The sequence below is a fragment of the Pseudoalteromonas sp. NZS11 genome (genome assembly GCF_015864765.1).
Lineage (GTDB): Bacteria > Pseudomonadota > Gammaproteobacteria > Enterobacterales > Alteromonadaceae > Pseudoalteromonas > Pseudoalteromonas arctica.
Window position 1 is genome coordinate 36,216 of sequence record NZ_JADYWP010000007.1, and the last position, 19,651, is coordinate 55,866.

The following is a 19,651-nucleotide window of genomic DNA, read 5'->3' on the forward strand; positions in this document are numbered from 1 at the left end:
ATTTTAATAACTAAGATAGCGCTTTATATTTTCGATCATACGCTCTATTTTGTGGTTATCGTGTGTTTCTAACACTTCCATAAATTGACCAATCGCCTCGCCAATCTCTCGCCTTTTATCGCCTAGATTTTCTTGGAATAAACGCTCTAACTTTGCTTTAAATGCAGTATTTACAAGTTTGTCTTTAGGCAAAACCTTAAGTGCGTTAAGTCGTGAAAAACGTTCACGTAACTCACTTTCACTCAAGCTTTCTTCATTTTCGCCTACATAAGTGCGGTATTTTTTGTCACTTGCAACATTAGTCACTTCAACCTCAAGTACACCATTAAGATCGTAGGTATATGTTAAATATAACTCTTGTATTATATTTAACGGCTCAAGATTTATTTCTAAATCGCCTAAAAACACATTATCTTTAGGGAGATAATGTTCACCCTGATAAATTTTAATGAGTACTTTTTCTTGTTCAGGGTGAGCTGAATAAACAGAACGAGTTTCGCTGACAGGAATCGTCGCGTTACGTTCTATAATAGGCAAAAACTCAGACTGACCATGTTTGTTGTTTACCTCCACGCCTAAAGTGAATGGGCAAACATCAGTCATTATTACGTCTTTCAATTCTTTAGCACGTGCGCTCATACCTGCCTGAATTGCAGCACCAGTAGCGATAGCATGGTCAGGGTTATATTGAGTTTGCGGTATGCGTGAAAACACACGGCTAATTTGCTGTTGAAAAATAGGCATACGCGTAGCGCCGCCAACAAGAATAAGTCCATCAACGTCTTCAAGTGTTAAGTCAGCGTCAGACATCGCACGGTTAATAGGAAACTTAATTCGCTCAATTAACTCGCTACACAATGTACGATAATCTTCCAGAGTGAGGGTATATGAATACGTTTTTTCTTTATATTCAAAATTAAAGCTGGCTGTTGACTCGTTAGTTAATTGGCACTTTAAACGCTCGCACAACGACCAAATATTACGTAGTTCACTATCTGAGAAAAAACCTTTGAACAAATCGTTTTTCTTATAAAGATCTTCTTCAATAACGTTCGTAAAGTCGTTACCGCCTAAGTAGTTATCACCCGATGAGGCGTGTATTTCAAATATGTCGTTAAATACCTCAATAACCGACACATCGAATGTACCGCCACCAAGGTCCAGTACTAAGTAAGTTTGCTCACAGTCTTTATTATCGAGCCCATAAGCGAGTGCTGCGGCTGTGGGTTCATTAAGTAATCGCTCAACTTTAAGGCCTGCAAGTAAAGCCGCTTGTTGCGTTGCTTGGCGTTGTTTATTGTTAAAATAGGCAGGTACCGAAATAACGGCTTCAGTAATAGGCTCTTGTAAATAATGTTCGGCTTGCTCTTTAAGGCTTTTTAATAAAATGGCTGATAGTTCAGTTGCGCTATAATCTTGCTCGCCCAATGAAAAGGTTTTATCAGTGCCCATAAAACGTTTAAATTCACAAATTGTGTGTGCGGGGTGGGTTGCTAATCGATCCCTAGCGGCTTGGCCTACAAGAATATAATTGTCTTCCGACAAGCCAACAATTGAAGGAACGAGCACATTACCCTCCATATCCGGAATCAACTTAACCGCGTTATCTTGCCATATTCCCACTACGCTATGAGTTGTACCGAGATCTATCCCTATTTTCATTTTATTTCCCTTACTGAATGACTTAAATCATCGCTATGCTAAGTTACTTAATACAGAGCCTTAAATTCAACTTAGTTTTGCATCGGTGCCATTGTACAGTTTAATTAAAAACCTATTATTAATATCTGATTGAAAATTATACGCTTAACTTTATTTTATTAAAATAGGTAGCGGTTCTTGATGAGAGCAAAGAGGTCTTTAAAAGAATACATATTGGAGAGGTGCAAGCAGATTAGTATTAAGGTTGATAACAAAAAAATATGGATCTAGATATAGAGTATTATCGAATTACTGGAAGTAAAGTTTACTGATTGTTGGGTTTAGATTAACGAAGATTGTTATTTTTAAAGGAATTAATTGGTCGGTATGGAGAGATTCGAACTCTCGACCCCTGCCACCCCATGAGCCCTGCGAGATAACGCTGCGTTAATCATACCCAAGACTACAAGACACACTACGTGAATACTTTAAGTAAGTCCTTTCGTTAATCTAAAAATTATCGGAGGCTTTAATGGCAACTATTAGACAACTCAAATCAGGCAATTGGAACGTACAGATTCGTGAAAAAGGAAACCGTTTCTCAAGGACATTTCTTAATCTTGAAGATGCTGAGCGTTTCGCTAAGACAGGCACACACACTATCTCATTCCATTCTGTATGTGAACAATACATAGAGCTCAAGGGTGAGTCAGTCAAATATCGTGTGCGTGGCTTAATGAAAACCTTTGATACACCACCTACAAAACTAGACTTGGAACACTACAAGAAATTCAGACTTAGAGTAGTCAAAAGCTCAACCGCTAGGTTAGACCTACAGATGCTTTCACGTATCGTTAAGTTTGGTATAGAGCAGTTAGGCCTTGACTGGGAGTTTCCATTTAAGAACTTTAAATATCCACCAGAAAGTAAAGGACGTGACCGAGTAATCACTGAGTTGGAATATGACATGCTGCTAGGTGATTTACCTCCGCTGGTGGCTTCAGCTGCTGCATTATCTTACGAGACTGCTATGCGTAGAGGGGAAGTCTCTAGGGTAGCTAAAGGCCATATAGAGTTTGAGAATAATAGGTTATACATCCCCGAATCTAAGAATGGGCATTCAAGGTATGTACCACTCAACACTAAAGCTATTGAAATATTAAAGCGCAGGCTAAAGGTCATGGATGATAATACACTGTTATACAACGTTAATGCCGAGTCATTATCCAAGGCTTTCAGACGCTCATGCAAGCGCTTGGGTATTGAAGGGTTGTCATTTCATAGCCTAAGACATTCTGCTATTACTCGTTACGCTAGGAAAGGGTTATCTGTAAATCAACTTAAAGTTATCTCAGGGCATAGGTCTACAGAAATGTTAGAGCGCTATACGCACCTAGGAGTAAATGATGTGGTTACTCTAATGGATTAAAAGGCTATCCTGTGGGTAAGGTTTAGTTATCCACAGGTTATCATGGGTAATTCATGCTTTTATCAACAAATGTTTGTGCATTTTCATTTTGTTTAGAATATAATAAGTGTTCTGGTTATTAAGAATACAGTAAATAATTTCCTACTTTGCTATATGCACACCTAAGGAAGCAGTTTAGAATTAGAGAATAGAATAAATATGGGGAATGTAAGAAACAGAATATTTTAATTGAAGTCGTCGCAGACTGAAGGGGCAGTCTTAAAGACTGTGTTAGGGAAGGTGGCTCAGGACGACGAGTCAATCAAGAGCGCACTCATACTGTCGCAAGCGTGAGTATAGCTTTTCAATCCCTAAGTGTCATTAGTTTTATACAAGGAGTCTCAAATGAGACAGTTACCTTTGTATCCTAACGAGTATTTAGATGCTTTAGAGAGGTTTCATTCGAAGTCTCAGCGTAAGCTTAAGTCTAAGCATATTCGTAAAGATATTAAACGAAAGCATTGAGTTAGAGCTGTAAGCTTTACAGAATGAATCAGAGCGTCTTCTTGGCGCTCTTTCTGCTTCCTTTAGTTTAGCGCTAGGTCTTGCTCTATAGGCAAATGTTTTGGTAAAAAAATCTGTGAGCCCGTTTGACATATAAGGCAATCGAGTTCCCCCCCCGTACCCCCCCTTAAGCAAAAACTTATTGATAAACTAGCTACTTCACTGTTAAATCAAAGAACAATAAATAACTAGGATTTACGCATGGACGCAAAAGAAGCAGAAGTACTCATCGCAATAGTCGGTGGCTTAATTCTCATTGTTAGCATCATTATTTCGACAGCTAATAAACAGAAAGCACTTGAAGACCCTAACGATGACTCAGTGGTGCACTTAGATGAACTTATATCAAAGTCTAACCTTCAGCATGGAGGGGAATACCTTCTACGCATCTACAGGCAAAGTGGAAATCTTCAGAAGGATGACCAACTATTCGATAGTCCTACGCAAGCCATAAAGACAGCTGTATTAACCTTTAAACGAGCTAAGATTGAATGCGCTTGCATATCGAAGAACTCAGAGGTCGAGTTGTTCTTTAGGAGGCCATATCACCATCATGGAGGCTCTGCTGAAGGTAAGAAGGTTGGCAGTATCGAAATCTATAAGATTAAATAACCATCTATAAGTAATCTTTAGCGTCTTAATGGGCGTTTCAGACTGTACTGAATACGGTATAGGCTAAACGATACAGTCTCATGAGTACATTTTGTTAGCTTAAAGTGTATCGAAAAGACTTGAATTTTAATTTTAAGTACATAATAATTTAATGGTCTTAAAGTTAAATCGGTACAGTTTAGGAGTCAAGATGTCTAATCATTCACTTCAAGGTAAGCAAATTGGTTATATTCGAGTAAGTACTGTTGAGCAAAATACAGCTAGACAATTGGATGGTGTAAAGCTTGATAAGGTATTTATTGATAAATGTTCAGGTAAAGATAGAGAAAGGCCTGAGCTAAAAGCATTAATCAGTTTTATACGTGAGGGTGATACTATTCATGTGCATGATATTAGTCGTATGGCAAGAAATATAGCTGACCTACAGAGTCTAATCGAGACCATAAACAGCCTTGGATGCACTGTTAGATTCCACAAGGAAGGCTTAACGTTCACTGGTAGCAGCTCAGACCCAATGCAAAAGTTAATGCTTCAGATGCTTGGAGCTGTCTACGAGTTTGAAAGAGAAATGTTGCTTGAGCGTCAACGTGAAGGTATTGAGAAAGCTAAAGCTGCTGGTAAGTTTAAGGGCAGAAAGAGGTCTGTAGATAGGCAGAAAGTTATCGACGCTCTTAACAGCGGTTTAAGCATTCGTAAGGTGGCTAGTGAGCTTTCAATTGCTCCGTCTACTGTCCAGTTAATTAAGAAAGAAATGTCTTAATTTAGTTACTATCACTTAGTTTCATATTGACTTTTATAGAAGGCTCTCAGCGTTATTTTAAGATCGATTCCTTCATGGTTGGTGTATTCTATTTCTTAGAGATAATAAGCTTGTCAGAAGATCGTAGAGGGGCTTCTGATTGTTATTCTGTGGGAGGTTTGAGGTATCTTGTTGATGAATTGAGGTCATCAGGATTTAACTTAGCTTCCCTTGAGTGTCAACTGTTATATTAGATTTTCCTAATATTCTGTAGGCCTTGTTATATAAGGCTTTGCGACTCCCTGACTTAAGGATAATAGGTAAGCTAAACATATTTTCCATAGGACATCACAGAGATAAATACTCGGTCACTAACTCTGTGGTGGTGAGCATTAGCTCAGGGGCAAGTGACCAGTCAACCAAACTCAAGTCCAACGCTAAGACAAAGCTATATAGGTAATTTGAATGGTTCCCTCTTACTTACTCACTTAATTGTGGGGGGTAAGGGGGGCAACTCTAAGTCATCAAATCTAAGTCCAACACCTATATCTCTTAGTCTTCTTTAAGATAGTCCTGACACTTTAATCAATTAAATAAATATAATTAGATACAACAACTAATAGGCTAACATCAAGAAATACTTAAAGTTACATTAAGTTGTACTTAAGGACTATCACTTACATAAAACATATACCTGTATTATTAAATTAATCTATCAATGATTAACTACAGGTGTTTAGGCTCACTCTTCTTTTATAAATTAACTTGTATCCGCCTAAGCCTAAGCCTAAGCGTTGGCTCAGTATTGCCTCTGAGTATCAGTTAATAATTATCATATTCTTCATCCAGAGAAGTTCCTCCAAGCAGAGAATAGGCCTGTGTATTCTATTAGTGACAGCTCACAGGCTAACTCTTATAAACCTAACAACCTTCAGCATTGCTAAAAGTTTCCTTTGGCTGTGCTTAAATATTTTTCTAAAAAACCACTTTAAAGGAGATACTAATGACCACTAGAACAAAACCATATAAAACCATAGCAAACGCAAGCATTCGTGTTGACCTTACTGAGGCAAACTTAAAGATGCTGAAGAAATATCAAGGTAAACTTCAAGAAATGCGAGGTCATAAAGCTTCAGCGGGAGCAATTATAAATGAATGTTTATACAAGTATTTATTAAGCGAGGTATAAGGCTGTGTCATCTACTACATGTAAAGTGTGGGGATGCTCAAGGCCATTACACAACTTAAAGTACTCTTCTTACTGTAAGCGTCATAAAGAACTAGCTCACTATAATGGGCATCCTACATTCACTCCACCAGCACTCAATCGTAAATATGCCTGTTACGACCAAGATTTAGCTCTTGGTTTTAACGCTGGTAAACGCTGGTACAAAGAGGCTGACTTATCCAACTACGAGAAAGCCTTTGAATCACTATTAGATGACGCTGAGAAGCTAAAAGAACTATCACAGCATCGTAGGCTTGGTGATTTACCTATTAAGCAGCAATTACTGTATTTACTAAAGCAGTCAGTTGAACGCAAAGGTAGGCAAGAAACAATGAAGCGTTGGGTATGTATGTATTTATCGGCTATCAATAAAGAAAAGCTTTTCCCTAACAGAAAGACTTTAGCTGTATTTGTGTGTCGTAAAAGCTTTATTCGTCGCTCTCGAATGCCTGAACACAAGACACATAAAGGTAACTTTAAGGGCTATAGGTTAAATGCAAACAGAGCCTTAAAGATGCTAGAAGTTCTTGAGCCCATTCTCAACTTAGCGTTTATCTCAGCCAATAACATGGCGCTTTGGTATCGCTATTATTACAACCATCTTAATTTAGCTAAAGCTAGACAAGAATATTATGACGCTAAGCGAAATGCTAATGAACCACTTGGTCATATAGGTGCTTATGCGCGTCTACGTACTCTTGAATCAATAACTAACAAATATCTTAATCCAACCACTTAAATAATTAAACTTATAGGAGTAAATCGATGAATGAAGAATCAAAAATACAACCAGCAGACCAATTAATCAGTAAGCTAATCGACCGTACAAATGCTCTTGAGGCTATCTGTATCGACCTCTTAACTAAGACTGGTTATAACGATGCACAATCAAGAATAATCTTTGATGACTATCAAATTAAATATACCCAAAAAGCAATAGATAAACGTGAAGCTGAAGCGAAAGCTAAAACTTTAAAAGATAATTACAACACTGCTGTAGCTGAGTTCAAGGGAGTGGCTGAGTCAAAATACTGGACTCAAGTATTTATGAGCAAGAAAGCTTTAAGCAAGCATTTGGATACTATTTGGTCACAAGCTATTGAAGGCTTAGAGTTACCTGAGGGAGCTAAACGACCTCTCTATAAAGTCACTGAGCCGAGTATTGATATGCTTATAGAAAGACGTAAAGAGCTTATGCGTTCTATCGAAAGCAATAACAAGGCACTATTAGATGAGACTATCAAACACTGTGAACAATCAATAATTGATGTAACTAAAAGCCTAGAGAAGTACCGTGACTCTGAGATAGCAAAACTACGTAAAGATGTTGATAAAAGCCCTTCAGAACGAGATAAATCAATTAAAGAACTTGAAGATGATGTAGCACAGCGCATACGTAAAAACTTAGTTGAACAGAGGCGTCGTATTGCATCAACTAAGGTCTCGTTAGCTCGCCTTGAGTCAGACCAAGACCAACTTAAAGATGTCAATAAGATGCTAGGCAATGTTCTATCAGCAACTGAGTAACAAGACAATTTAATGTACTAAATAGCTTCTGTAAGATCGAATAAGACGACTTTAAAGGCCTCATAAGGCTCATCTATTGGTTGTCTTCGATAGGGCTTTACAGAAGCTTACATGAACTTACTTTAATAGAGGAATTAATAGTTATGAATGAAGATAATACACTAAAAATGATATACACAGATGGAGCTGCGCCTAACAATCAGGCTGGCTGTAAGCATGGTGGTATTGGTGTTGCTATTTATAGCTCTAACGGTGAGCTTATAGACACCTTTAAGTCACGAGTTGAGCCTGAAGATGGAAGCACTACAACCAATGTTCGTTGTGAAATGTTAGCACTAATTAAAGGACTAGAGCTTAGCAATGACTGTGATGTTATCCATACAGATAACCAAGTGATTAGCAAAGGCTACAACGAATGGCTTAACGGTTGGAAAGCTAAAAGTTGGAAGAATGCTAGTAAGAAGCCAGTAGCTAATAAGGACTTGTGGTTGCTTATTGATGCTCTCAAGCAGTCTAAGCCTAATGTTACCGTTAAGTGGGTACGAGGTCACGATGGTATTGAAGGCAATGAGCTTGCTGATAGCTTAGCGAGTGAAGCTGCTGCTTAACCACAAATTAAACTGACTCTCTGATTTAAGCAGAATACTTTTTATTTGGAGGAAATTAATTATGAACAAACAACTAACTGTAACATTCAACAACAAGACTATTGAACTACCTTTGACACCTTACGGCATGTATGACCTTAATGATTTGTGGAGAGCATTTATAGCGCCACATGACCTTAAAGGAAACAAACGGCCTAGTGAGTGGCGTAACAAGCAGAGAGATGAACTAAACATTACTGATGATGTGATGGTGACTAAATACGTAGTCAGTAAAGAACGAGTTAACTGGACTACTCTAGGCACAAAGAAAGGTCTTCTGTGTTATGCGGCTTGGCTTAACAGTGATTTATTAATGGCTGTAGTTGAGGCATTCGATAAGATGAACATTGAGTCAGTCACCTAGCCAATGGCGTAACAAGGCGAGACAACATTTAGAAGTGAATGCAATTTTCCCTCCACTTAATTCTGCAAATGTGCATAATAAGGCTGGACGTTACGGAGGCGCATTCGCAACACTCGAAGCACTCTAAACCTCACCAAACAAACACGTATAAAACGATCTGTACGATCTTCTGAGAAGACTTTAAGCCTGTCTCTAGGTTATCCCATCATTAAACAATAACACGATCTTATATCACCTCTCAGGAGGTCACTAATTAAATTATATTAATCAATAACAAGGAGGACTTTATGTCAATTCATTTCGATGAACTGTGCCCTACAACACAACAACAAGTAGCTCAACTATTAGAGCATGAAGAACATCTTGAAGAAGCTAACAATGAACGCGCAGTGACAGACATTAAGACAGCTCAAGGTAAACCAGTACAGTTTAAAGACATACAACCAGATACTTTGATTACTGTAAATGGTATCACTGGACAAGTAGACCACATGATTGAAGCTGGTTTAGTAAGTAAATCAATTTATGCTGATAACTTTGACGATTATCTAGAAGACGCTGACGCAATGTTTGAACCTGAAGAAGCTAATGAAGGCTACGATAACCCTGACGCTTATCTTATAGACGATGCTGAGACAATGAATACAGCAGCACAGATTGAAGACGTATTAGGTTCATCAGTTACGAGTAGCGTTGTATCAGATGTTTTAGCAGGGAATAGTTTACCTGTTGAAGCTCTCAATGATTTAAGTGAAAGTTATGGAGTATCACCTGAACGAGCTCAAAAAGAACTTGAAACACTTACTGATAGTCTTATGGGTAGTTTTGAAGATTATCTACATGACCAGCATAAAGACATTGATGTTGACCATTTATCTGAGTGGGTAGCTTACGCAGTTAATAGAGATTCTAAAATTAATCAGCTATATCAACAAGCTATAACTGGTGCGCTTAGTGGAGACTTAGGGTTTTCACAAGATTTAATACAGGAATATAGAAAGTTTTACAGGCTGTTTTAGTATCGTGAATCTGTGAACAAGGTTGTGAACGTTCACAATATTGAGTATATTTAAAGCTTATGAAGGACTGACTTGAAGTAACTGAGAGTGTTACTAAGTGGTTGATTCTGATTATCTTTGAGGCTTCTAAATTGGTCGGTATGGAGAGATTCGAACTCTCGACCCCTGCCACCCCATGACAGTGCGCTACCAAGCTGCGCCACATACCGATTTGTATGCAATAGTACGTGTATTTTTTTAAAAATCAATAAGCGATTGTTTGTTTGGGTGTTTATTACGCAAGAGACCTAAAAAGGCACTCTTGCGGTGTATTAATTGGCTAGTCTTTATTTAACCACTTTTTGATCGAGTCATACATCTCATCTCGTATTAATGGCTGAGCTTTTTTGTTAGGGTGTAAACTATCGTTTTGCATTAGCTCAGGTTGACCAGCAACATCGAGCATAAAAAAGTTCATTAAATGCGCATTTGTTTCTTCGCTAACGCGCGAAAAAGTGTCTGTAAACATTTTGCTGTAACGCGGACCGTAATTAGGGGGAATGTAAATCTCCATTAAGGCGGTCATCGCATTAGCTGCTTGGCTTTTTTGAATAAGAGACGTTAAGTTAGTTTGCATTTTTTTGACTGGAAAACCACGTAAACCGTCATTAGCACCTAGCTCAATAAGTACATGAGTGGGTTCGTATTGCTCAAGCAATGCATCTAAACGGCGTAGGGCTCCACCAGATGTTTCGCCACTAATACTGGCGTTGATAAGTTCAATGTCGGCTTGTTCGTCATCGTATTTATCTTGTAACAATTTTACCCAGCCTTCTTCTTGTCGAAGTCCGTAGGCTGCGCTTAAACTGTCACCGAGTATTAAAATCGTGTTGTCGGCTACTGCACTCAGCGGTTTGATAACTAAAAATAAAATGAATACTAAACGAAGGATTGAATGAGTCATATGTCAGCGCTTTCTCAATTAAATATAATTCAGGTTAATGGTTTGTCTAAAGTAGTCTCTACCTTTGAAGGTGAGCTGCCCATCCTCAGCGACATCAGCTTTAATGTCAAGCATGGCGAGTCTGTTGCTATTGTTGGCACGTCGGGCTCTGGTAAATCAACGTTACTCAGTTTATTAGCAGGGCTGGATACCGCAAGCAGCGGCGAAATATTTTTAGATGGCGAGCCATTACACAATTTAGATGAAGAAGAGCGTGCTGCACTGCGCGCGGCTAAAATTGGATTTGTGTTTCAATCGTTCATGTTAGTACAAAGCTTAACTGCACTAGAAAACGTTATGCTGCCAGCAGAGCTTGCTGGTGAAAGTGACGCAAAAGAGCAAGCAATTGCATTACTTGAAAAAGTAGGCTTGAGCCATCGAATTGACCATTACCCGTCGCAACTCTCTGGCGGTGAACAACAGCGTGTTGCTATTGCGCGAGCATTTATTGGTACGCCTAAAATATTGTTTGCTGATGAGCCTTCGGCTAATTTAGACAGCAAAAACGGTAAAATGATTGAGTCGTTATTATTTGATTTAAACACGCAACACGGCACTACGCTTATTTTGGTTACTCACGATGAAGGGCTTGCACAAAAATGTGAGCACATTATTCAAATAGAAGCGGGCTTACTGGTAAAAAGCCAAGTAGAGGACGTTGCTAATGTGGGTTAAGTTAGCGCTTAAGTTATTTTCGCGAGAATTTCGCCGTGGTGAGCTAACAGTTATAAGCGCAGCTATCGCCCTTGCTGTTTTAACCGTGCTTACACTGTCTATGGTTACTGAGCGAATAGGGCAAAGTATTGCGCAAAAAAGCAGTGCTTTTATTGCAGCAGACCGTGTACTTGCAAGCGATCATGTTCTCGACACTGCTTTTATTACTAAAGCACAGAGCCAAAATTTAAAAACGGCGCAAATGGTGTACTTCGACACTATGTTGTTTGCCGATGATGAAATGCAGTTTAGCTCAGTAAAAGCGGCATCTAATGCGTACCCGTTAAAAGGGCAGTTAAAAGTTAAGGATACCTTAACAGGTGAAACTAAGGTTGCTAATAGCGGACCAACGCCTGGTAATGTGTGGCTAAGTGAATCAGTATTTTACAGTTTAAATATTGATATAGGCGCGCAAGTAGAACTTGGCGCTGCATTATTTAATGTTTCAAAAGTTATTGTAGAAGAGCCCGATGCGCCATTTAATGTATTTTCGAGTAGCCGCCGCGTGCTTATTAATATTGACGATGTGGCAAAAACTGAAGTTGTGCAGCCAGGTAGTCGTGTTTATTATCGCCAACTTTATGCAGGTAGTGAGGCCGATATAAATAGCTTTTACGAGTGGCTTAAACCACAAATGAAAGAAAACCAACAATGGTACGGCGTTAAAGACCGTCAATCACCTATTTCAAATAGTTTAAACCGTGCAGAGAGCTTTTTATTACTTGCCGGCCTATTAGGTATTATTTTAGCCGCAGTGGCTATAGCCGTTTCAGCAAAACGTTATTGTGAACGCCAATACGATCCAGTAGCGATGATGAAAACGCTAGGCGGTAGCCGTTCAATGATCCGCAAAATATACATGCTCCATTTATTGCTTGTATGTGCAATGGCGGTAAGTATTGGATTGTTAATTGGTTATGGCTTGCAAGAAATAGCAACAAGTTACTTATCGAAAAGTATGGGCACAGAGCTACCTTTAGGTGGCTTTAAACCTTGGCTGGTGGCTATAAGCACTGGCGTAATTTGTGCCGTTATGTTTTCTATTAAACCGTTATTTGATTTATTTGATATTCCACCGCTTAGAGTGCTGCGCCGTAACTTAGGTGACAAGTTGGCAGTAAGTCGTGTGCATTTAGGCATGAGTGCGCTAACTGTGTTTTTATTAATGTGGTTATTTAGTAACAACATAAAAATAACGCTTATTTTGTTTGCCTCAACGCTTGCGCTAATTGGTGTGTTGTTTTTGATATCTAAATTAATATTTGGTGGCGGTCGAAAATTAGGGCTTAAGCCAGGTAACAGTTGGTCGCTTGCAATTGCATCTATTCAAAAGCGTGCAAATGTGAACGCGGTACAGTTAATTAGTTTTTCGTTAGCGATTAAATTACTGCTGTTTTTAGTGGTACTTAAAAACGACATGATATCTGATTGGCAGTCGCAACTTCCTGCCGATGCGCCTAATGCGTTTTTAGTTAATATTACGCAAAATGAGCTTGAGCCAATTAATGAATATTTAGCTCAAAAAGATATTCAAGTATCAGAGTTTTATCCCACTATTCGTGGGCGCGTAAATGCGGTGAATGGCGAGTTGGTAGCACGTTCAGTATCGCTGCAAGACAACGAGAAAAAAGACGAAGAAGCACGTGCAGGTATTGGCCGCGAGCTAAACCTTACATGGCTTAAAGATGTGCCTGACCAAAATGAAGTAACACAAGGCACGTGGTTTGGTGAAAATGCGATGGCTGAAGCCTCAGTAGAGGAGTCGATGCTTGAGCGTTTAGATGTTGAGATAGGCGATACGCTTACATTTTTAATTGGTTCGCAGTCGTTCGACGCTAAAATTACCAGTGTGCGCAAAGTTAATTGGGCCACGCTTAAACCTAACTTTTTTATTATTTTAAGCCCAGATGTACTTGCAGATTTTCCGGCGACGTATATTTCGTCGGTACGTATAAACCCAGATCAAAAGCGTGACTTTAGCCAGTTATTGCGTACTTACCCTACTATTACAGCGATTGATATTGACAACTTTGTTAAGCAAATACAAACAACTATTTCGCAAGTATCACTCGCCATTGGCTTTGTACTTGCAATTGTTGTGCTGTGTGGCGCGCTTGTACTTATATCGCAAGTGCAAGCTAGTTTAGGTGAGCGTATGCAAGAAATTGTCATACTGCGAACGCTTGGCGCTAAAAGCCGATTAATTAAAAACGCGACCTTGTACGAGTTTTTATTACTCGGCGGTTTAGCTGGCTTAGTTGCCGCATTTTTTAGTGATATAGCGCTTTTAATTGTGCAGCAACAAATGTTTGATTTGGCAGGTAAGTTACACCCGCATATATGGATTATTGGTCCGGTAGCTGGCGGCGTATTTGTGGCTGGTTTAGGCTATTTAATGATTGCCCGAACACTTAAACAAAATACCCAAGGATTAGTGCGTGCCCTAGGGTAAGCTTAAACTAACATGCTCCTTCAAATGCCCACCTAACACGTGGGCATTTTTGTTTTTCTTTGTACTGGTAATTTATACAGTGCTCTGGCATTATTAGCGTAATTTAAAAATAATAACAATGGAGTGCTGTTTGGCCATTATTTTAGGGATCGATCCTGGTTCACGTTTGACCGGATATGGCGTTGTTGCCCACCAAGGTTCTAAATTTACATACTTAGGCAGTGGTTGTATTAAGTTAGCCGATCATCCTTTTCCGGTTAGGCTTAAAATGATCTATCAAGGCATTACACAGCTTATTGAGCAGTTTTCGCCAGAAACCTTTGCCATTGAAAAAGTATTTATGGCGCACAACCCCGATTCTGCTTTAAAGCTTGGCCAAGCTAGAGGCGCGGCGATTGTTGGCGCTGCAATGGCCGACTTACCTGTATTTGAATACTCAGCTAGGCAAATTAAGCAAGCAGTAGTAGGTAACGGTGGCGCTGATAAAACTCAAGTGCAACACATGGTAAAAAATATTTTAAAACTACCAGGTACGCCACAGGCCGATGCAGCTGATGCACTCGCTATTGCGATTTGCCACGCTCACTCAGAACAAAATTTAATTAAACTAGCGGGTAGCGCAAGCAAAACCGTTAGAGGACGTTTAAGGAAATAACTATGATAGGCCGCTTAAATGGTATTTTAGTCGAAAAACAGCCACCAGAAATATTACTCGAAGTAAGTGGTGTCGGTTACGAAGTACAAATGCCAATGACCTGTTTTTACGATTTACCAAAAATTGGTGAAAACGTGATTGTTTACACCCACTTTGTAGTGCGTGAAGATGCTCAATTATTATTTGGTTTTAATAATAAAGTTGAACGCGCCTTGTTTAGAGAGCTATTAAAAGCAAATGGCGTTGGTCCAAAACTTGGCTTAGCTATTTTATCGGGCATGTCGGCAAAGCAATTTGTAAGCTGTGTAAATAACGAAGACTCAACGTCGCTAGTTAAATTACCGGGTGTAGGTAAAAAAACAGCCGAGCGTTTAGTACTCGAAATGAAAGACAGATTAAAAGATTGGGGTAATGATTTATTTACGCCATTTAGCGACAGCGCAGTAATAGAGCCAATGAGCGATGCGACAATAGCTAATAACGCAGCCGATGATGCCGTATCGGCACTGCTTGCATTAGGTTATAAATTGCCACAAGCTCAAAAAGCAGTAAAATCGATAAGCAAACCCGATATGTCTACTGAGGTTCTTATTAGAGAATCTTTAAAATCAATGTTGTGAGTAACCCATGATTGAAGCGGATCGCTTAATTGATGCGACTGAAAAAACAAATGAAGACTCTATAGATCGTGCAATAAGACCAAAACTTTTAGCCGACTACAGAGGCCAGCCTCATGTTAAGCAGCAAATGGAAATTTTTATTGAAGCTGCTCGAACCCGTGGTGAAGCGCTCGATCATTTATTAATATTTGGCCCACCAGGGCTTGGTAAAACCACGCTTGCAAATATCGTAGCCAACGAATTACACGTAAGTATTAAAACAACATCCGGCCCTGTACTTGAAAAAGCAGGTGATTTAGCTGCGTTACTTACTAATTTAGAAGAAGGCGATGTACTGTTTATTGATGAAATACATAGGCTAAGCCCGCAAGTTGAAGAAATACTGTATCCAGCAATGGAAGACTACCAGCTTGATATAATGATTGGTGAAGGCCCAGCTGCGCGTTCTATTAAATTAGACTTACCTGCATTTACGCTTATTGGTGCCACTACGCGAGCAGGCTCACTTACATCGCCACTACGTGACCGTTTTGGTATTGTGCAGCGATTAGAGTTTTACTCTGTAGAAGATTTGTCGCACATAGTAGGGCGCTCTGCACATTATCTTGGTTTAGAAATGTGTGACGACGGCGCAACCGAAATAGCACAACGTTCACGTGGTACACCACGTATTGCAAACCGTTTATTACGGCGTGTACGCGATTACACACAGGTAAAATCTGACGGCACAGTAAACGCCGAAGTAGCTAAGCAAGCGCTTGATATGATTGATGTAGATAAAAGTGGTTTTGATTATATGGATCGCAAATATTTACTCGCCATAATTGAAAAATTCATGGGCGGCCCAGTAGGACTCGACAATGTAGCTGCAGCTATTGGTGAAGAGCGTGAAACAATAGAAGATGTAATAGAGCCGTTTTTAATTCAGCAAGGGTTTATTCAGCGTACTCCGCGTGGGCGAATAGTGTCTGACAGTGCATATCATCACTTTGGTTTACTTCCTAAAAAAGACTAGCCTCATCATATACATTGCTTGCTGTGGTTTATTGCGCAGCAGGTAATTGACTTAGTATCCCTTTCTTTCAAATATTTATACGGCTGGTATTTTACCCAAAACCTCAGCACACTGTTGCAAATGTTATTTCAAAATACTTATACGCTTTATAGTTAACTGTTAATTCACAGGGCGTTAAGACTCGCGAAGCTATCCTGCGTACCATTCAAACTAGTAACCGAATTACTTATTGTAAAATAGGTAGAGCAATTATTAGTTTATAAATAATACCAATCTGCTTATATATGGGGTCTACTTAACGTTAAGAAAATTACGCTAGAACTAGGCAAAAGTTTTTGTATCTAGTTGTTCTAAATAAAAAATTTTTAACGACGTTATAGTGCAATTTAATTCGTTAAATTGATCAAAGATTTATGCAGGTTGGTATAAAATATGTAGCGCACTAAATTGTAGGCAAAAAAAAGCCCGCAAAAAATGCGGGCAAACAACAAGTTGAAGGAAGTAATCCAGGGAACTACGTTTTACTGAATTTGGTTTTATCCAGAAAGAGTAAAACAATGTAATACGATAAAATATCCTATTACTAAGAACTTGGCTTAATGAAACTATCTCATTCGGTGCGCTAGTTCGGTATGGGAGAATAATACGTAAGATCATCTTTTTGTTCAAACTAGAAAATTTGTATTTTCAGATTAGAAAAACTAATTCGGTGAATTTTATTGTTGTTTGAATCTTGCGCGTTAATTAATCGTTAAATTTATAAGTTAATGAAATTTCTAGCTTAAGTAATTTCTTTTGATGTGGCTCGGTATTAGTTTTACTGTTACGTGAAGGTAAGGCTTATAGGTTTTGAGTGTTTATGCTCTTATTTTGAATAAACGGCGCATTTTATGACGTTTTACTTATATATTTACGCATATTTATAATTAGTGAGCTTAGGGTCTGTTGATCTTTGCTGATTGAAATTTGTTCAATCTAGGGGCTATTTAATCGCGGCGCGAGATTTGTAACCTAGTGGGCTAAGTAAAAACCGAGCAACAAAGAGTAAATAGCCCCTAGGAAGAACCTTTGGGCAGCGCCTGTTTGGCATTAATGCTACGTTATCGCCTATTTATGGGGAATAACCACACCGCATAGGCTCTGCCTTGCATAAATACCAAACAGACTGCTGTAAATTTAACCTTGAAAGATCAACAGACCCTAGTTAAAAGATTAAATAAAATACTGAGGCAAAGGGAAATGCCAACTAAAGCTGTTTTTTAACGTTTTTTGTTGCCTATTCATAGCAATACCGTTGTCAGCTTGAAATGGACTAGATACACTAGATGCAACTTTTGACCGTATAAACGGTCATATTTACACAAATTAACCAATTTGCCGTATTTTGAAATTACTTAGGAGTTTAACGTGGGATCAGGGCTTAATTTTTTAGACCTAATTTTAGAAGCAAGCTTGCTTGTTCAGTTAGTGATGTTAGGGCTAGTTGCCATGTCTGTAATGTCGTGGACAATTATATTTCAGCGTAAAAAAGCAATATCAGATGCACTATCAAATGCTAAGAAATTTGAGCAAAAATTTTGGTCTGGTATTGATCTAAGTAAATTGTATAACGAAATATCGTCACGCAGCGGTCAGTCTCAAGGTATTGAAGCCTTATTTACTTCAGGCTTTAAGGAGTTTGCTCGTCATAAAAAGAATACATTTCAAAGTGCGAGTATTGTTATGGAAGGGACGCATCGTTCTATGCGTGTTGCGCTTTCTCGTGAAATTGAAAAAATTGAATCTAGCTTATCGTTTTTAGCAACGGTAGGTTCTATTAGTCCGTACATCGGTTTGTTTGGTACAGTGTGGGGTATTATGAATGCCTTTATTGCACTAGGTGAAGTTAAGCAAGCTACATTACAAATGGTAGCACCCGGTATAGCAGAGGCACTTATTGCGACTGCTATGGGTTTATTCGCGGCAATTCCGGCCGTTATTGCTTATAACCGCTTTTCAAACAGTGTTGAAAAGCTTGAGTCTCACTATATTAACTTTATGGAAGAGTTTGCTAATATTTTACACCGTCAAGCAGCTACACAAATAGAGGCACAAGCGAATGTATCAGCGTAAAAAGCGCCGTCCGGTCGCAGAAATTAATGTAGTACCTTACATTGATGTAATGTTGGTATTACTTATTATATTTATGGCAACAGCACCGCTTATTACACACGGTGTAAAAGTTGATTTACCTAAAATGGAAGAGTCTGATTTAGTTGATACTAAAGATACTCCGCCCATTATTGCTTCAATTGATGCAGAGGGTAAATATTATGTAAGCGTAGGTACTGATCCTGAAGAGCCTATGGAAGCACTTGATGTTGCTGCGGTTATAAAATTACAGTTAATGAAAAACCCTGACGTGCCAGTTATGATTAAAGGCTCGGGTAAGGTGTCGTATCAAGAAGTATTATTACTAATGGATTTTTTGAAAAATGCAGGCGTACCATCAGTAGGATTAATGACTGAATCCTTTGAGGGGAAGTAGCTGTATGAATAGTTCAGTAGTAAAATCGATAGTACTTCATTTAGGAATTGGTGGTTTTTTGTATGCGTCTGCAAACATTCATCCGCCAGCACCTAAAGTAATGGAAGTAACGCTTAATTCGGCTATACCTACGCCAGATAAAGCAGTGTCAGCCGTTACAGTTGATCAAAAACAAGTTGAGCAAAAAATTGCTGAACTTCAAAAGAAAGAAAAAGATAAAAAAAGTGCTGAAGACAAACGTATCCGCGATTTAGAACGCAGAGCGGCCAATGCACGTAAGCAACGCGAATCTGAATCTAGGCATATTAAAAAGCTAGAGCAAGAACGTAAAGCTAAAGAAAAAGAAACAGCCGAGGCGCAAGCACAAGCTAAAAAAGCACGTGCCATTGAGCAAAAAGAGCGCGCTAAAGCTAAGCAAGCTGAAAAGCAAAAGCAAGAAGCTGAAAGTGCAGCAAAAGCTGCTGCTGATAAGCGTAAAACCGAAGAAGACGCACTTAAAAAAGCAGAAGCTGAACGTAAAAAACGTGAAGAAGAAGCAAAAGAGCGTGCAGCCGAGGCCGAACGTAAACGCCAGCAAGCAATGCAAGAGCAAATGTTACAAGAGCAACTTGCCAAAGAGCAGGCTGCCCGTAGTAAAATACGTCAACAACAAGTGGTAAGCGAAGTTGATAAGTACCGTGCATTAATTATGGCGCGTATTCAGCAAAACTTATTGATTGATGAAAAAATGAAAAACCAACAGTGCCGAGTAAATATTCGTTTAGGTTTTAATGGTTTAGTAACGCAAGTTAAATCATTAGGTGGCGATAAGTTGGTATGTGAAGCTGCATTAAGAGCAGTGCGCATGGCCGACACATTACCGGTATCTAAAGATAAAGACGTATTCGAACAACTTAAGAATATTAATTTAACAATCAAGCCAGAATTTTAAAGGAAT

The 19,651-nt window shown here is 38.9% G+C and carries 19 protein-coding genes and 1 tRNA gene; 17 read left to right on the plus strand and 3 right to left on the minus strand.

All coding sequences use genetic code 11. The annotated features are described in order from the left end of the window. Nucleotides 1-3 precede the first annotated feature (3 nt). The gene (locus tag I6E82_RS14650) at nucleotides 4-1,662 is read right to left on the minus strand and encodes an Hsp70 family protein (protein ID WP_197118180.1); all 1,659 of its coding nucleotides are present in this window, start codon (nucleotides 1,660-1,662) and stop codon (nucleotides 4-6) included. A gap of 511 nt (nucleotides 1,663-2,173) precedes the next feature. Here I6E82_RS14650 and I6E82_RS14655 point away from each other — a divergent pair. The 9 genes from I6E82_RS14655 to I6E82_RS14695 all read left to right on the plus strand — a co-directional run bounded on the left by I6E82_RS14655 (nucleotide 2,174) and on the right by I6E82_RS14695 (nucleotide 9,749). Continuing rightward, nucleotides 2,174-3,070 (plus strand): site-specific integrase, encoded by an 897-nt coding sequence (locus tag I6E82_RS14655; RefSeq protein ID WP_197118181.1) that lies wholly within the window; start codon nucleotides 2,174-2,176, stop codon nucleotides 3,068-3,070. Nucleotides 3,071-3,814: 744 nt separating this feature from the next. Further along, complete coding sequence (locus I6E82_RS14660; protein WP_197118182.1) at nucleotides 3,815-4,225, plus strand: hypothetical protein; 411 nt, start codon at nucleotides 3,815-3,817, stop codon at nucleotides 4,223-4,225. A 190-nt stretch (nucleotides 4,226-4,415) separates the two neighbouring features. Then, on the plus strand, nucleotides 4,416-4,985 hold the full coding sequence (locus I6E82_RS14665; RefSeq protein ID WP_197118183.1) for a recombinase family protein: 570 nt from the start codon (nucleotides 4,416-4,418) through the stop codon (nucleotides 4,983-4,985). Nucleotides 4,986-5,967: 982 nt separating this feature from the next. Then, nucleotides 5,968-6,153: a hypothetical protein gene (locus I6E82_RS14670; RefSeq protein WP_197118184.1), complete on the plus strand. Its 186-nt coding sequence runs from the start codon at nucleotides 5,968-5,970 to the stop codon at nucleotides 6,151-6,153. Between the two features lie 4 nt (nucleotides 6,154-6,157). Continuing rightward, on the plus strand, nucleotides 6,158-6,931 hold the full coding sequence (locus tag I6E82_RS14675) for a hypothetical protein (protein ID WP_197118185.1): 774 nt from the start codon (nucleotides 6,158-6,160) through the stop codon (nucleotides 6,929-6,931). A 26-nt stretch (nucleotides 6,932-6,957) separates the two neighbouring features. Beyond that, complete coding sequence (locus I6E82_RS14680) at nucleotides 6,958-7,719, plus strand: hypothetical protein (protein ID WP_197118186.1); 762 nt, start codon at nucleotides 6,958-6,960, stop codon at nucleotides 7,717-7,719. A gap of 143 nt (nucleotides 7,720-7,862) precedes the next feature. Then, a complete protein-coding gene (locus tag I6E82_RS14685; protein ID WP_197118187.1) occupies nucleotides 7,863-8,327 on the plus strand; it encodes an RNase H family protein in 465 nt (154 codons plus the stop codon). Between the two features lie 61 nt (nucleotides 8,328-8,388). Continuing rightward, nucleotides 8,389-8,730: a hypothetical protein gene (locus tag I6E82_RS14690; RefSeq protein ID WP_197118188.1), complete on the plus strand. Its 342-nt coding sequence runs from the start codon at nucleotides 8,389-8,391 to the stop codon at nucleotides 8,728-8,730. Nucleotides 8,731-9,017: 287 nt separating this feature from the next. Beyond that, on the plus strand, nucleotides 9,018-9,749 hold the full coding sequence (locus I6E82_RS14695) for a hypothetical protein (RefSeq protein ID WP_197118189.1): 732 nt from the start codon (nucleotides 9,018-9,020) through the stop codon (nucleotides 9,747-9,749). A gap of 132 nt (nucleotides 9,750-9,881) precedes the next feature. On the opposite strand, the gene I6E82_RS14700 is transcribed toward I6E82_RS14695, so the two are convergent. Together I6E82_RS14700 and I6E82_RS14705 are read right to left on the minus strand one after the other, a co-directional pair. Then, nucleotides 9,882-9,958, minus strand: a tRNA-Pro gene (locus I6E82_RS14700). A gap of 110 nt (nucleotides 9,959-10,068) precedes the next feature. Further along, the gene (locus I6E82_RS14705; protein WP_165735410.1) at nucleotides 10,069-10,692 is read right to left on the minus strand and encodes an arylesterase; all 624 of its coding nucleotides are present in this window, start codon (nucleotides 10,690-10,692) and stop codon (nucleotides 10,069-10,071) included. Here I6E82_RS14705 and I6E82_RS14710 point away from each other — a divergent pair, their 5' ends adjacent. The 8 genes from I6E82_RS14710 (at nucleotide 10,693) to tolA (ending at nucleotide 19,645) form a co-directional block, all read left to right on the plus strand. After that, nucleotides 10,693-11,406 carry an ABC transporter ATP-binding protein gene (locus tag I6E82_RS14710; protein ID WP_008137049.1) on the plus strand — a complete coding sequence of 238 codons (714 nt, stop codon included), beginning with the start codon at nucleotides 10,693-10,695 and terminating at the stop codon, nucleotides 11,404-11,406. Continuing rightward, the gene (locus I6E82_RS14715; protein ID WP_010554035.1) at nucleotides 11,396-13,897 is read left to right on the plus strand and encodes an ABC transporter permease; all 2,502 of its coding nucleotides are present in this window, start codon (nucleotides 11,396-11,398) and stop codon (nucleotides 13,895-13,897) included. The genes I6E82_RS14710 and I6E82_RS14715 overlap by 11 nt, the downstream gene beginning before the upstream one ends. A 130-nt stretch (nucleotides 13,898-14,027) precedes the next feature. Continuing rightward, nucleotides 14,028-14,552 carry a crossover junction endodeoxyribonuclease RuvC gene (ruvC, locus tag I6E82_RS14720; RefSeq protein WP_002960649.1) on the plus strand — a complete coding sequence of 175 codons (525 nt, stop codon included), beginning with the start codon at nucleotides 14,028-14,030 and terminating at the stop codon, nucleotides 14,550-14,552. 2 nt (nucleotides 14,553-14,554) lie between these two features. Beyond that, the gene (gene ruvA, locus I6E82_RS14725) at nucleotides 14,555-15,172 is read left to right on the plus strand and encodes a Holliday junction branch migration protein RuvA (protein ID WP_197118190.1); all 618 of its coding nucleotides are present in this window, start codon (nucleotides 14,555-14,557) and stop codon (nucleotides 15,170-15,172) included. Nucleotides 15,173-15,179: 7 nt separating this feature from the next. Further along, on the plus strand, nucleotides 15,180-16,187 hold the full coding sequence (gene ruvB, locus I6E82_RS14730; protein ID WP_007580382.1) for a Holliday junction branch migration DNA helicase RuvB: 1,008 nt from the start codon (nucleotides 15,180-15,182) through the stop codon (nucleotides 16,185-16,187). Nucleotides 16,188-17,594: 1,407 nt separating this feature from the next. Next, nucleotides 17,595-18,299 (plus strand): protein TolQ, encoded by a 705-nt coding sequence (tolQ, locus tag I6E82_RS14735; protein ID WP_007580384.1) that lies wholly within the window; start codon nucleotides 17,595-17,597, stop codon nucleotides 18,297-18,299. Continuing rightward, nucleotides 18,286-18,714: a protein TolR gene (tolR, locus tag I6E82_RS14740; RefSeq protein ID WP_007580386.1), complete on the plus strand. Its 429-nt coding sequence runs from the start codon at nucleotides 18,286-18,288 to the stop codon at nucleotides 18,712-18,714. The genes tolQ and tolR overlap by 14 nt, the downstream gene beginning before the upstream one ends. Nucleotides 18,715-18,718: 4 nt before the next feature. After that, nucleotides 18,719-19,645 (plus strand): cell envelope integrity protein TolA, encoded by a 927-nt coding sequence (gene tolA / locus I6E82_RS14745; protein WP_007580388.1) that lies wholly within the window; start codon nucleotides 18,719-18,721, stop codon nucleotides 19,643-19,645. Nucleotides 19,646-19,651: the final 6 nt, after the last annotated feature.